We start from the raw sequence: 13,220 nt of genomic DNA, 5'->3' as shown, positions 1-13,220 counted from the left end.
GGGCGTCCCAGTGGCTATGAGGGGCGATAGGCGCGCAGGAAGAAGCGCACACTGCCGGAGACCAGTGCGCCGATCTCCTCGTCGGCGACCTCGACCGTGCCGAACAGCGAGCGGTTGTTCACCCGGCCGGTCACCAGGAGGCCGAAGTACTCCGCGGCCTCGGCCGGATCCGTGATCTCCAGCAGCCCGGCGTCGGCATACCGCGCCAGGCGGTCCGCGATGACCTGCTGCACCAAGCCGACCGATCCCGCCCGGCGCCGCAGTTCGGGGAAGTGCCCGGCCTCTGCGGTGATCAGCCGGACCAGTGCCGCGCGCACCGGGGAGCGCAGCACCGAGGTCGCGAACTCGGTGCCGAACGCGATCAGGGCCGCCTCCATGGCGTCGGCCCCCTCCGCCGCGCCGGGCCGGTCCAGGGTCCGGCCGACCAGCGCGGAGAACTCGCCCTCCTGGGCCGCCTCGGTCTCCTCGATGGCGGACAGGAACAGCCGCTCCTTGTCCCCGAAGTAGTCGTAGACGGTGCGCTTGGACACCCGCGCCTCGGCAGCGATCGCGTCCATGCCCGCGCGTGCGTACCCCTCGCGGACGAAAACCCCGAGGGCGGCCCGCACGATCGCGGCGCGCTTGTCGGGGGAGCCCTGGCGCAGGCCGGGGCGGAGGGGTGCGGAAGGCGGCATGGGTGCTCCTTCAAGGCGAATGGCCGAATCGAATGGGGTACTACACCGTGCAGTGTACAGATCTACACTGCACGGTGTAGTTTCCTCGTCATGGCCGACGAACCCTCCATGACCGACACCGCACCCCACACCGCCCCTCCGCCCGACCGGCTCGATCCCGCGCTGCTCAAACTCGCCGCGATCGTGGTCGTCGGCGCCCTGACCTCGATGCTCGACATGACCATGGTCACCGTCGCGCTTGCCGGGCTGGCCCGTGACTTCGACGCCCCGGTGGCCCTCATCCAGTGGGTCAGTACGGCGTATCTGCTGGCCATCGCCGTGACCGTGCCCGTCACCGGATGGGCCGTCGAGCGCTTCGGCGCCAAGGCCATGTGGCTGTTCGCGCTGATCGTCTTCGGTGCCGGATCCGCGCTGTGCGGCGCCGCCTGGTCCGCGGGCAGCCTGATCGCCTTCCGGGTGCTCCAGGGCCTCGGCGGCGGCATGATCGTGCCGCTGAGCATGACGATCCTGGCCCAGGCCGCCGGGGACGGGCGGCGTGGACGCGTGATGAGCATCGCGGCCGTGCCCGCGCAACTCGCCCCGATCGCCGGTCCGCCGCTCGGCGGGATCCTGGTCGAGGGCCCCGGCTGGCGGTGGATCTTCCTTGCCAATGTGCCGGTCTGCGCGCTCGCGCTGCTGCTGGCCTGGCGCGGCATCCCCCGCGCCGCGCGCTCCGCCGCCGCGCGCCCGCTGGACGTGGCCGGTGTCGCCCTGCTGTCACCCGCGCTCGCCGTGCTCACCTACGGGCTCTACCGCACCAGCGGCTGGTTCCTCGGCGCGGGGGCGGTGCTGCTCGCCGCCTTCGTCGCACACGCGCTGCGCACCCGCGTCACCCCGGTCCTGGACCCGCGGCTGTTCAGGGGGCGGTCCTTCGCCGCGGCCGCGGCGCTCGGCTTCCTCTCCCGGATGTCGGTGTTCGGCGCCATGCTCCTGATGCCGCTCTACTACCAGCAAGTGCGGGGCCACGGCGCGCTCGCCGCCGGGCTGCTGCTGGTGCCGCAAAGCCTCGGCACCCTGCTCGCGCTGCCCCTGGTGGGCAAGGCGACCGACCGGGCGGGCGCCCGACCGGTCGTCCTCGCCGGGGTCGCCGTCACCGTCCCCGCCGCCCTCCTGTGCGCCCAGGTGGGTCCGCGGACCAGTGAGGTCCTGCTGTCCGCCGCCCTGCTGCTGTGGGGCGTCGGCATGGCCGCCGCCTCGGTGCCGGTGATGGCCGCCGCGTACCACGGGATGGAGCCGACGGCCATTCCGCGGGCGACGAGCGCCCTCACCGCCGTCCAGACCGTCGGCGCCTCGGTGGGCGCCGCGGTGCTGGCCGTGATCCTCCAGCACCGGCTCGACAGCCGTCCTGCCGCCCCGGCCGCGGCATTCGGCGACACCTTCTGGTGGGTCGCGGCCTTCGCCGCGCTGGCGTTCCTGCCCGCCCTGCTGCTGCCCAGGATTCCGCGACCCTCTTGCGGTGACGCGTCTGTTCGATAGTGTTGATTGTCCCGGTTTGGGGCGAGGGGGCGGGTCCGTGTGGGAGGAGTGCCTGATGCCGAGACGCGAGAGATATGAGCTGATTTTCGCCGATCCGGTCGCCCTGGAGCCGGAGGCCGAGGACATCGTGATGGTGCACCGTACGGACTCCAGCGGGCCGGGGGGACACCCGGTCTACGCGGACGACACCGGCATCGTGCGGGCCGAGATCAGCGATCGCGAAGAGGTGCGGATGATCGCCAGCGGTGGGCACCAGGTGCACGCCTCGATGGTCCGCGCCCGGCCGGTGGCCTGACCGGATTCCGTGAGATCTTCGCAGATCAGGGGCTTTGTCGGTGCGGCACGCTAACTTTCCTCCCATGGGAGTCCGCAGAAGCAGAAACGTCGAGGTGTGTCGATGAGTGATGTCGCGGCAGTGGACGGCACGGCCGGTGCCGAACTCCGGCTGGAGCCGTACCGGGTGCAGCTGACCGGTTACTGCTACCGGATGCTGGGCTCGGCGTTCGAGGCGGAGGACGCGGTCCAGGAGACGATGGTCCGCGCCTGGAAGGGCCTGGACCGCTTCGAGGGCCGGTCGGCGCTGCGCTCGTGGCTGTACCGCATCGCCACCAACGTCTGTCTGGACATGCTGAACGGGAGCAAGCGCCGGGCCCGCCCGATGGACCTCACCGCCGTCTCCTCGGCGACCCCTGCCACGCTCACCGCGCAGCCGGAGGCCACCTGGGTCGGGCCGGTGCCCGACGGGCAGGTGCTGGCCGACGGTGGGGATCCCGCCGAGGTCGCCGCCCAGCGGGACGCGGTGCGGCTGGCGTTCGTGGCCGCGCTCCAGCACCTGGCGCCGCGCCAGCGCGCGGTGCTCATCCTGCGGGAGGTGCTGGCCTGGAAGGCGTCCGAGGTCGCCGAGCTGCTGGACACCACGGTCGCCTCGGTCAACAGCGCGCTGCAGCGCGCCCGGGCCACGCTCGCCGCGAGCGAGATCAGCGACACCGATCCGGTCAAGCCGCTGGACGAGGAGCAGCGCGCCCTCCTCGCCCGCTACGTGGACGCCTTCGAGCGCTACGACCTGGACTCCCTCACCTCGCTCCTGCACGAGGACGCCACGCTGTCCATGCCGCCCTACGAACTGTGGCTGCGCGGCCACGACGACATCCGCACCTGGCTGCTGGGGCACGGCATCGGCTGCCGGGGCTCCCGGCTGGTCCCTACCGTGGCGAACGGGGCGCCCGCCTTCGGCCAGTACCGGCCGGGCGGACCGGGCGGCTCCCATGAGCCCTGGGCGCTCCAGGTCCTGGAGATATCAGCCGGGCGGATCACCGGGCTCAACTCCTTCCTGGACACCGAGCGGCTGTTCCCCCTGTTCGGCCTCCCTCCCCGGCTCGATCCGTAACGCGGCGCCCAGCCCTGCCCGGGTGAGCACCTCGGCCAGCTCGCCGCCGGTGTTCCGCAGCCGCATCTCCCGCCCCAGGCGGCGGGCGGTCAGCCGCAGCCTGGCCAGGGTCTCGACCATGGCAAGCCCCGGCCGGTGCGCCGCGACCACGTCCACGGTGACGGGACCGGGCGCGCTGCGCCGCACCAGTTCGCGCAGCCGTTCACACAGCCGCTCCACCTCGGCGCGGGTCTCCGGCGGCCGGTCGAGGACCAGAACGGCCGGGGGAAGCGCGGGCGGGCTCTCGGGCTCGGGACCGGCCAACGTCCACCTCCTGTTGTGGGGGCGCGCGATAGCTCGCGCGCTCATCAGAAGGGACCCTCGGGACCAGGAAAAGTCATCGCGCCGTCGGCGCCGGCCGCGCGGGGGAGCGGGTGCCTGCGGCCGCCGGACCCAGGGGTCCGGCGGCCGGTGCGCGGCGGAATGGGGCGGGCGGTCAGTTGTTCTGGACGAACTGCTTGGCCAGGCCGTCGCCGACCGAGACCGCCTTGTCGTGGTTCTCGATGGGGGACACCGAGGAGTTCTTGAAGAGGATGTAGGTCACGCCCGACTCGGCGCCGCCCGTCTCCGGGTCGGGGTCGATGCCGAGCGCGTTGGCCGTGGCGTAGGACGCCTCGCCGATGATCTTGGTCGGGCCGGTGTCGCCGACCACCGCGTACTCGACCTTGTTGTTGTAGATCACGGCGACCACACCGCCGCCCTTGATGCCGGACTTGGAGTAGTCCCACGTGGAACTCTTGCTGGGCACCACCACATAGGGCAGCTTGTCGGCGATCAGGGGCTTTCCGTTCGACTGGTGGAAGGCCGTGTCGTCCTGGAACCACGGGTCGGTGTCCTCGTTGCACTTGGAGGTCACCTGGCCGTCGCAGTCGACGTCCATGTCCGCCTTCCAGAAGACCGCGCCACTGGCGTCGCAGACCGGCACGGTCGCCGATGTCTCGTCGTCGGTGCGGTACTTGCCGCTGGATATCTGCGAACAGTTCTTGACCTTGGCGAGTAACTGCGCGGCCGTGACGGAGCCTTCTTTGACCGAGGCGGAGCCGGGGGCGGGGGCAGCCGCGGGGCCCCGGGTGGTGGCCTGGGCGCCTGCCGTGAGGGAGCCGGCCAGCAGCCCGGCGCCGGCCAGTACGAACGCGAGTCGTGTGCGCATGGGACACCCCTCTGTTAGGAACCTTTCCTAACCTCCTCCGCATCGTTGCGAGTTGATTCGGTCATGTCAACACCGCGGTCATGTCAACGCTGCGGTCACCTCAACAGCGCGAGCGCGCGGCCTCAGCGCGGTACGGCGCGCACCAGGGCCAGCAGACGGGTCACCTCGCGGGCCACCGCCTCGCGCCCCGCCGTGACATAGCGGCGCGGGTCGATCACCTCCGGGTGGTCGGCGAGATGGTCGCGGATCGCCCGGGTGTAGGCCACGTTGAGGTGGGTGGCGATGTTGACCTTCGTCAGACCCGCCGCGACCGCGCGGGTCAGATCGGCCTCGGGCACCCCGGAGGAGCCGTGCAGCACCAGCGGCACGGGCACGGCCGCGCGCAGCGCCGCGACCAGCTCCAGGTCCACCACCGCCTCCTTGACCACCATGGCGTGCGAGGTGCCCACCGCGACCGCGAGGGCGTCCACGCCCGTCGCCGCGACATAGGCGGCGGCCTCGGCCGGATCGGTCCGGGCGCCGGGGGAGTGCACCCCGTCCTTGCCGCCCACCTCGCCCAGCTCCGCCTCGACCCACACCCCGGCGGCGTGGCAGTCGGTGGCCACCGCCGCGGTGGCGGCCACATTGGCGTCGTAATCGCGTGCCGAGGCATCGAACATCACGGACCCGAAGCCGAGCCCGAGCGCTTCCCGCACCAGCCCGGGCTCGGTGGCATGGTCCAGATGCACCGCGACCGGGACCCGCGCAGCGTGGGCCACCTCGACGGTCGCCCGGCCGATCGCGGCCAGTGCGCCGTGATACCGCACCGCGTTCTCGCTGATCTGCAGGATGACCGGTGCCCCGGCCGCCTCCGCCCCGGCCACGATCGCCTGGGCGTGCTCGATCTGGATCACATTGAACGCCCCCGCGCCGAGCCCGCCCCGCACGGCCGGTCCGACGATCTCAGCGGTGGTCACCAGCGGCATGGCCCGTCCCCTCCCTTCGCTCGCTCCGCCCGCTCAACCGAGGATCACCGAGCGGGTGAGGTTGCGGGGCTGGTCGGGGTCGAGGCCGCGCGCCGCCGCGATCGCCACCGCGAGCCGCTGCACCAGCACCAGTTCGGCCAGCGGATCCCGGCCGTATCCGACGAGCCGGCCACCGGGCCCGGTGACCTCCTCCTCCGCCAGCCCGGACGGCCCTTCGCCGAGCCACCACACCACACTGCGCGGGCCGGTGACGCTGATCGGCCCGTGCCGGTACTCCATCACCGGATACGCCTCGGTCCACGCGCCCGCCGCCTCGCGCATCTTGAGCGCGGCCTCCTGCGCGACGCCGTACGTCCAGCCGCGCCCGAGGAAGGTGAACTGGCCCGCCTCCGCGAGCCCGTCGGGCAGCGGCGCGGCGAGCGCCGCCCCGCCGTCCTCGACGAGACCCTCCAGACCATGCCCCAAATGAGCGCGCAGCAGCGCCAGTTCACTGGTCGCCCAGCGCGTCTGCACCACCGACCGCTCATCCGCGAAGTCGAGCACGACCGCCGCGTCCGCCAGGCCGGTGACCGGGGAGCCGGGGACCGCGGTGATGACGGAGGTCGGCACCCCGCCCCGGAGCCGGCCGAGCAGATCCAGTACCTCGGTCGTGGTGCCCGATCGCGACAGCGCGAGCACCCGGTCGTAGGCGCGCCCGGTCGGCATCTCCGACGCCGGGAACGCGTCCGTCTCGCCCTGGCCCCCGGCCTCCCGCAGCGCCGCGTACGCCTGGGCGATGAACCACGAGGTGCCGCAGCCGACGACGGCGACCCGCTCACCGGCCCGGGGCAGCGCCTCGCGCACCGGCCCGTCCGGATCCCGGGCCAGTTCGATGGCGCGGGCCCAGCAGCCGGGCTGGCTCGCGATCTCGGTCTCGGTGTGGCTCATATGGCTCCCCGGTCCGATGGGTGCGAATGCTCGAAGGTGCTTCGTACAGCCTGATAATGCGCATGATCTTGCAGATAAGTCCAGGGCGCGCACAACCGGGGTAGGGTGAACCGCGACGGTACGACGGGGGTCGAGGAGACGGCGTGAAACGGCCCGAGCGCTGGAACGCCCTGCTGGAACTGCTGGCCAGGGACGGCAGGATCGAGGTCGAGGAGGCCGCCGCCGAGCTGGCGGTGTCCGCCGCCACCATCCGGCGGGACCTGGACGAACTCGCTCAGCAGCAGATGCTCAACCGCACCCGCGGCGGTGCGGTCGCGCACAACCTGTCGTACGACCTTCCGCTGCGCTACAAGACCGCCCGGCGCGCCTCGGAGAAGCAGCGGATCGGCGCCGCCGTCGCCCGCATGGTCGAGCCCGGGGCGGTCGTCGGCCTCAACGGCGGGACCACCACCACCGAAATAGCCCGCGCCATCGCCACCCGCGGCGAACTGTCCGGCTCCGAGGGCGGCGGCCCGGCCGTCACCGTCGTGACGAACGCCCTGAACATCGCCCATGAGCTGGCGGTGCGCCCGCACATCAAGATCGTGCTCACCGGCGGGGTGGCCCGTCCGCAGTCGTTCGAGCTGATGGGGCCGCTGGCCACCGGGGTGCTGGGCGAGGTCTCCCTCGATCTGGCCATCCTCGGCGTGGACGCGCTGGACCCCGAGCGGGGCGCGGCCGCCCACCACGAGGGCGAGGCCAGCATCAACCACCTCATGGCCCGGCGCGCGGCCCGGGTGGTCGTCGCGGCCGACAGTTCCAAGCTGGGCCGGCGGGCGTTCGCCCGGATCTGCACGCTGGACGAGATCGAGGTGCTGGTCACGGACACCGGCGCCACCGAGGAGGCGATCGCCCCGTACACCGAGGCCGGTGTCCGCGTCATCCGGGCCTGAAGCCGGGCCTGAAGCCGGGCCTGGAGCCGGGCCCGAAGCCGGGTCTGGCGGACCCGGGCCTCATGTCTTCAGGTCCTCACGTCTCACTTCTTCATGGCCGCGAGCAGCGCGGCCACCCGCTCCACCGCGAAGGCGTAGCCCTGGATGCCACATCCGGCGATCACGCCACTGGCGAGCGCGGAGACATAGGAGTGCTGCCGGAACGGCTCACGCTGGTGGATGTTGGAGATGTGCACCTCCAGGATCGGCATGTCGTCGCAGATCGCCAGCGCGTCACGCAGGGCCACCGAGGTGTGGGAGTAACCGGCCGGGTTGATGATGACGGCCGCGTGCCGCTCCCGGGCCTCCTGGATCCAGTCGATCAGCTGCCCCTCGTGGTTGCTCTGCCGGCAGTCGGTGGTGAGCCCGTGCGGGGCGGCCGTCTCGGCGACCAGCTTCTCGATGTCGGCCAGGCTGTCGGTGCCGTAGATCTCCGGCTGGCGACGGCCGAGGAGGTTCAGGTTCGGCCCGTTGAGAACCAAGATCGTGGAACGGTCGCGCACGGGGGTGTTGGCCATGGCGTTGGGGTCCTTCCGTGGTCGTCATCGGCGGGTGCGGGGCGTCCGGCGGTCGCGCCGCTCCGCGGAGCATCGTAGATCGCCTGCCCGGAGACCGTTGGCGGCCGGGGCCGGAGGGGGCAGAGTGGCTTCGGGCATGTGCCCATGGACCATGACCGACCACGACGGTGGATGAAGGGAGATCGCCGATGCGCGTGGCGCTGCACTCGGTCCTCAAGGAGGGCCAGGAATCGGGCTACGAACGGGAGCACGCCACGGTTCCGGCGGATCTGCTGGAGTCGCTGGGCCGGGCCGGGATCACCGACTGGCGGATCTGGCGCAGCGGACGCCATCTCTTCCACCTCGTGGACTGCGAGGACTTCGCCGCGGCGATGGCGGCGCTGGACGAGGACCCGGTCAACCACCGCTGGCAGGAGTTCATCGGCGCCTACGTCGATCACTTCGAGACCACGGAGGGTTCCCCGGTCGGGGGATCGGCGCAGATGGCCCTGGGGGAGGTGTGGCAACTGCGCGTCCAGGCGGCCGGGGCCGCCGGTGGCGCCGGTGCGGGTGGCGACGCGGACTGAGGGCGCGGAACCGGCGGACCCTACCGCTCCGGATCGATCGGCGCAGCCATTCATCACACTGTGAGTCATGGTGAGAACGGAGTAAACGCCTCCCGTACTGCTTGGTGGCCCTGCGCGGGGGCGTGGCGGAAATGCAACAGGCGCTCCGCACACGCCCCGCGCCCCCCTACTGGAGGTCAGTGTTGAGCCACCACCGACGTGTGAACAAGCGGACCCTCGCCGTTTCCGGAGCTGCTGTCGTCGCGCTCGGAGCAGCCGCCCTTCTGCTGCCCAATGCCAATGCGAGCCAGGACAAGACGACGGACGTGAAGACCTTCTCGTCCCCGTCGGCAGTGAAACTCGCGAGGAGCCTCGCCTCTGACCTCGGTGACAACGGCGCTGGCTGGTACTTCAACAACGACACGAGCCAACTGGTCATGAACGTCATGACCGAGGACGCGGCGAAGACCGTGGAAGCCCAGGGCGCCGTCGCCAAGATCGTGCAGAACAGCATGTCCGAGCTGAAGGCCGCCACCAAGACGCTGAGCACCGACGCCTCGGTGGCCGGTACCGCCTGGTCCATCGACCCGGTGACGAACAAGGTCCGGGTGACCGCGGACAAGACCGTGACCGGCGCCAAGTGGGACACGCTGACCAAGGCCACGGACGCGATGGACGGCATGGTGACCGTCCAGCGGACGAAGGGCGAGTTCAAGAGGTTCGACGGCGGTGACGAGGCCCAGCCGGGCGCCAACGGCGGCGCCGCGGGCGCCGGTGACGCGGCGGGCGACGCCGCCGGGGACGCCGGGGCCGGTGGTGCTGGAGACGCCGGTGCCGGTGGCGCCGGGGCCGGTGGTGCCGGAGACGCGGGTGCCGGTGGGGCCGGGGACGCCGCGGGCGGTGCCGGGGACGCTGGTGCCGGTGGCGCGGGCGGTGGCGCAGCGGCCGGTGGTGTCGTCGGCGGCGATGCCATCTTCGGCGGTGGCGCCCGCTGCTCCCTCGGCTTCAACGTCTCCGTCGACGGAGCACCCGGCTTCCTGACCGCGGGCCACTGCGGCAATGAGTCCGAGACCTGGACCGCGGACCAGGCGGGTGCGCAGGCGCTGGGCACGGTCCAGGACACCAAGTTCCCCGAGACCGACTTCGCGCTGGTGATGTACGACGACGCGACTACCCAGCCGGAGAGCGCGGTCAAGCTCGCCGACGGCACCAACCAGGCGATCGGCCGGGCCGTCGAGGCCAGCGTGGGCCTCAAGGTGCAGCGCTCCGGCAGCACGACGGGTGTCAGCGACGGCGAGGTCACGGGCCTCAACGCCACGGTGAACTACGGCGGTGGCGACATCGTCAACGGCCTCATCCAGACGAACGTGTGCGCGGAGCCGGGCGACAGCGGCGGCGCGATGTTCGCCGGGGACGCGGCGGTCGGCCTCACGTCCGGCGGCAGCGGCGACTGCACCCAGGGCGGCGAGACCTTCTTCCAGCCGGTGACCGGTGCTCTGGAGGCCACGGGCGCCGTGATCGGCGCCGGTGACGGCGGCGCGGGCGACGCCGGTGGCGCAGGTGCCGCGAACGCCGGTGCGGGCGCCGAGGGTGCTGCCAATGCCGGTGCGGGCGCCGAGGGTGCCGCGAACGCGGGTGCGGGGGGTGACGCCGCCGCTAACGCCGGTGCGGGTGCCGAGGGTGCCGCTGACGCCGGTGCGGCCAACGCGGGCGCGGGCGCCGGTACGGGCGACCAGAGCGGCGCCGGAGCCGGTGACGCCGCCAGTGGGGCCGGGGTCAACTGACCCGGTCCACTCCATGAACGAGGCCCCGGGCGCCCTCCTGCCCCAGTGCCCGGGGTCTCACCTCCTCACCGCACGCCCTGATCAGCCGCCCTCCGGAGCGGGGTCCAGCGGAGTGGCGGGCGGCGGCAGCAACCCGGCCGCCTCCGCCGCCGCGCCGAGCACATCGTGCAGCATGGCCGGGGTGAGGCGGCCGGTGAAGGTGTTCCGCTGGCTCACGTGATAACAGCCGAACACCCGTAGCGGAGCGCCCCCGTCGGCGGCCTCCAATGCGATCCGCGCGCCGTGCCCGAAGGCGGGCCGCGGCCGGGGCACGGTCCATCCGGCGGTGGCCAGCACGGGCAGGGCGGCCTGCCAGCCGAAGGCCCCGAGCACCACCACCGAGCGCAGGGTCGGCCGCAGCAGACGCAGTTCCCGCTCCAGCCACGGGCGGCAGGTGTCCCGCTCCCCGGGGGTGGGGCGGTTGGCGGGCGGGGCGCAGTGCACCGGCGAGGTGACCCGGACCCCGCGCAGCGCGAGGCCGTCGCCGCGGTGGGTGGCGGTGGGCTGGTTGGCCAGGCCGATCGTGTGCAGGGCCGCGTACAGGAAGTCGCCGGAGCGGTCGCCGGTGAACATCCGGCCGGTGCGGTTGCCGCCGTGCGCCGCCGGGGCGAGACCCACGACGGCGAGCGCCGCGTCCGGCGGGCCGAATCCGGGCACCGGCCGGGCCCAGTAGTCCCAGTCGGCGAAGGCGGCCTGTTTGGTACGGCCCACCTCCTCCCGCCACGCGACCAGCCGCGGGCAGGCGCGGCACCGGCTCACCCGCTCGTCCAGCTCGTCGAGGGTACGGGCGCCGGGCGCCCGGCGGGCGGGCTCGGCGCGGGCCGGTTCGGCAGGACAATCGCGTGGCGTCATACGTCGCGCGGGTGCCCCGCGCCCTTGCGCAGGAAACGCCGCAGCCGGGTCAGCGGCCAGGCGTTGATGACATCGTCGGTGGTCAGCCAGCCGCGCTGGGCCATGCCCACCCCGTACCGCGGATTGGCGAGGTCCAGCGTCGAGTGCGCGTCGCTGTCGATGGCGAACACCACGCCGTGCTCCTTCGCCCGCAGGATGTTCTCGTCCGACAGGTCCAGCCGGTTCGGATGCGCGTTGATCTCCAGCGCGGTGCCGGTACGGGCACACGCGGCGAACACCGCGTCCAGGTCGGCGTCGACGCCGGGCCGTTTGCCGAGGATCCGGGTCGTCGGATGGCCGATGATGTTGACGTGCGGGTTCTCGCAGGCCCGCAGGAACCGCCGGGTCATGGTGTCCCGGTCCTGGCCGAACTGCGTGTGCACCGACGCCACGCACAGATCGAAGCCCTCGAGGAAGTCGTCGGGCCAGTCGACCTCTCCCTCGGCGTCGATGTTCAGCTCCACACCGTGCAGCAGCCGCATGTCCCGGCGGCCGCGCCCACGGTCCATGGCGCGCAGCCGCTCCCGCTGGGCGAGGATCTTCTCCTTCGTCATCTGCTGCATGTACAGCTTCGGCGCGTGGTCGGTGACGGCGTAGTACGCGTAGCCGCGCCGCTCCGCCGTGGCGATCATGTTCTCCAGCGGTTCGAGGCCATCGGTGAGATCGGTGTGGGTATGCAGATCGCCGCGCAGATCGGATTCGGCGATGAGCAGGGGCAGTTGGCCCTCCAGCGCGGCCTTCACCTCGCCGCGGTCCTCGCGCAGGGTCGGCGGGATCCAGTCCATGCCGAGCCGCGCGTACACGTCCTCCTCGCTGCGGGAGGCGATCTTCTTTCCGCTCTTGGTCTCGAAGAGGCCGTACTCGGAGAGCTTGAGGCCGTGGCGCACCGCGATCGCGCGGACGCGGATGTTGTGGGCCTTGGAGCCGGTGAAGTACAGCAGCCCAGCGCCCCAGGAGTCGAGCGGCAGCACCCGCAGGTCCACCTGGAGCCCCTTGGTGGTGCGGATGGACGTCTTCTTCTCGCCGTGCGCGATGACCTCGGTGGTGTACGGGAGCGCGGTGAACGCGTCCATGAACGGGGCCGATTCGGCCGCCGCCACCAGGATGTCCACATCGCCCACGGTCTCCCGCATCCGGCGCAGCGACCCGGCGTACGCCACCCGCTCGCAGCCGCGCACCCGGGCCAGCGCGGCCACGATGTCGTCGGCGAGGTCCATGGCGTCGTCGAGCGGGACCCGGCCGCCCGCGGCCCGCAGCAGCCCGATGCCGTGCAGGATGTTCTCCTCGGACTTCGGGCCGAAGCCCTTGAGGTCGCGCAGCCGGTGTTCCTCGATCGCGGTGGCCAGCTGCTCGACCGAGGCGATGTCCAGCTCCTCGTACAGCACCATGGCCTTCTTCGGCCCGAGCGCCGGGATCGCGGTCAGCTCCCGCACCCCGGCCGGGATCGCGGCGCGCGCCTGCTCGACGGCGGGCACATGTCCGGTGCGCAGATACTCGACGACCTTGTCGGCGATCGACTTGCCGACGTTGGGGATCTCCCGCAGTCCCTTCACATCGAGCCCCGCCACATCGGCGGGATGGCCGCCGATCGACCGTGCGGCCTTCTCGTAGGCGCGTGCCTTGAACGCGTCCCCGCCCGTGATCAGGAGGAGATCGGCGTACTCACGCAGGAGGGCTTCGACCTCCTCGTTGGAGCGAGCCATGGAACAGATTCTAGTCGCCGTACGGCCGGACGGCGCTGGCGATCCCGTGGACCTGGAGGGATCCTTGGTTCGTGAAGCGCCCCACGCGGCCGATGAGGCGCGGCGATCCGGA

General features: G+C 72.2%; 14 protein-coding genes. 6 read left to right on the top strand and 8 right to left on the bottom strand.

Features of this window, described 5'->3' with window-relative positions; translation table 11 throughout:
• Positions 1–14: 14 nt before the first annotated feature.
• Positions 15–674 carry a TetR/AcrR family transcriptional regulator C-terminal domain-containing protein gene (locus tag ACFZCY_RS15150; RefSeq protein ID WP_391172705.1) on the bottom strand — a complete coding sequence of 220 codons (660 nt, stop codon included), beginning with the start codon at positions 672–674 and terminating at the stop codon, positions 15–17.
• A 90-nt stretch (positions 675–764) separates the two neighbouring features.
• Here ACFZCY_RS15150 and ACFZCY_RS15145 point away from each other — a divergent pair, with 90 nt between their 5' ends.
• The 3 genes from ACFZCY_RS15145 (at position 765) to ACFZCY_RS15135 (ending at position 3,576) form a co-directional block, all read left to right on the top strand.
• Positions 765–2,189: a DHA2 family efflux MFS transporter permease subunit gene (locus ACFZCY_RS15145; protein ID WP_391172703.1), complete on the top strand. Its 1,425-nt coding sequence runs from the start codon at positions 765–767 to the stop codon at positions 2,187–2,189.
• Positions 2,190–2,244: 55 nt separating this feature from the next.
• The gene (locus ACFZCY_RS15140) at positions 2,245–2,484 is read left to right on the top strand and encodes a DUF6296 family protein (protein WP_391172701.1); all 240 of its coding nucleotides are present in this window, start codon (positions 2,245–2,247) and stop codon (positions 2,482–2,484) included.
• 102 nt (positions 2,485–2,586) lie between these two features.
• On the top strand, positions 2,587–3,576 hold the full coding sequence (locus ACFZCY_RS15135; RefSeq protein WP_391172699.1) for an RNA polymerase subunit sigma-70: 990 nt from the start codon (positions 2,587–2,589) through the stop codon (positions 3,574–3,576).
• On the opposite strand, the gene ACFZCY_RS15130 is transcribed toward ACFZCY_RS15135, so the two are convergent.
• The 4 genes from ACFZCY_RS15130 to ACFZCY_RS15115 all read right to left on the bottom strand — a co-directional run bounded on the left by ACFZCY_RS15130 (position 3,487) and on the right by ACFZCY_RS15115 (position 6,657).
• Entirely contained in the window at positions 3,487–3,879 is a 393-nt protein-coding gene (locus tag ACFZCY_RS15130; RefSeq protein WP_391172697.1) for an STAS domain-containing protein, read from the bottom strand. The two genes, ACFZCY_RS15135 and ACFZCY_RS15130, sit on opposite strands and share 90 nt — an antisense overlap.
• A 172-nt stretch (positions 3,880–4,051) precedes the next feature.
• On the bottom strand, positions 4,052–4,765 hold the full coding sequence (locus ACFZCY_RS15125; RefSeq protein WP_391172695.1) for a glycoside hydrolase family 75 protein: 714 nt from the start codon (positions 4,763–4,765) through the stop codon (positions 4,052–4,054).
• 122 nt (positions 4,766–4,887) lie between these two features.
• Positions 4,888–5,730 carry a ketose-bisphosphate aldolase gene (locus ACFZCY_RS15120; protein WP_391172693.1) on the bottom strand — a complete coding sequence of 281 codons (843 nt, stop codon included), beginning with the start codon at positions 5,728–5,730 and terminating at the stop codon, positions 4,888–4,890.
• Between the two features lie 33 nt (positions 5,731–5,763).
• Complete coding sequence (locus tag ACFZCY_RS15115; protein ID WP_391172691.1) at positions 5,764–6,657, bottom strand: SIS domain-containing protein; 894 nt, start codon at positions 6,655–6,657, stop codon at positions 5,764–5,766.
• A gap of 143 nt (positions 6,658–6,800) precedes the next feature.
• Here ACFZCY_RS15115 and ACFZCY_RS15110 point away from each other — a divergent pair, with 143 nt between their 5' ends.
• Positions 6,801–7,589: a DeoR family transcriptional regulator gene (locus ACFZCY_RS15110; protein WP_391172689.1), complete on the top strand. Its 789-nt coding sequence runs from the start codon at positions 6,801–6,803 to the stop codon at positions 7,587–7,589.
• A gap of 83 nt (positions 7,590–7,672) precedes the next feature.
• Here ACFZCY_RS15110 and aroQ read toward each other — a convergent pair whose 3' ends face one another.
• Positions 7,673–8,146, bottom strand: coding sequence for a type II 3-dehydroquinate dehydratase (aroQ, locus tag ACFZCY_RS15105; protein ID WP_361473009.1), 474 nt, complete (start codon positions 8,144–8,146; stop codon positions 7,673–7,675).
• Between the two features lie 188 nt (positions 8,147–8,334).
• Here aroQ and ACFZCY_RS15100 point away from each other — a divergent pair, with 188 nt between their 5' ends.
• A complete protein-coding gene (locus ACFZCY_RS15100; protein ID WP_391172686.1) occupies positions 8,335–8,712 on the top strand; it encodes an L-rhamnose mutarotase in 378 nt (125 codons plus the stop codon).
• A gap of 131 nt (positions 8,713–8,843) precedes the next feature.
• Entirely contained in the window at positions 8,844–10,475 is a 1,632-nt protein-coding gene (locus ACFZCY_RS15095; RefSeq protein ID WP_391172684.1) for an alpha-lytic protease prodomain-containing protein, read from the top strand.
• A gap of 81 nt (positions 10,476–10,556) precedes the next feature.
• Here ACFZCY_RS15095 and ACFZCY_RS15090 read toward each other — a convergent pair whose 3' ends face one another.
• Both ACFZCY_RS15090 and polX read right to left on the bottom strand, forming a co-directional pair.
• On the bottom strand, positions 10,557–11,366 hold the full coding sequence (locus tag ACFZCY_RS15090; protein WP_391172682.1) for a uracil-DNA glycosylase family protein: 810 nt from the start codon (positions 11,364–11,366) through the stop codon (positions 10,557–10,559).
• Positions 11,363–13,108 (bottom strand): DNA polymerase/3'-5' exonuclease PolX, encoded by a 1,746-nt coding sequence (gene polX, locus ACFZCY_RS15085; protein ID WP_391172679.1) that lies wholly within the window; start codon positions 13,106–13,108, stop codon positions 11,363–11,365. The genes ACFZCY_RS15090 and polX overlap by 4 nt, the downstream gene beginning before the upstream one ends.
• Positions 13,109–13,220: the final 112 nt, after the last annotated feature.

This window comes from Streptomyces sp. NPDC007983, assembly GCF_042958345.1.
In the GTDB taxonomy this organism is placed as follows: Bacteria; Actinomycetota; Actinomycetes; order Streptomycetales; family Streptomycetaceae; genus Streptomyces.
This window is presented reverse-complemented; position numbering and strand designations above follow the sequence as displayed.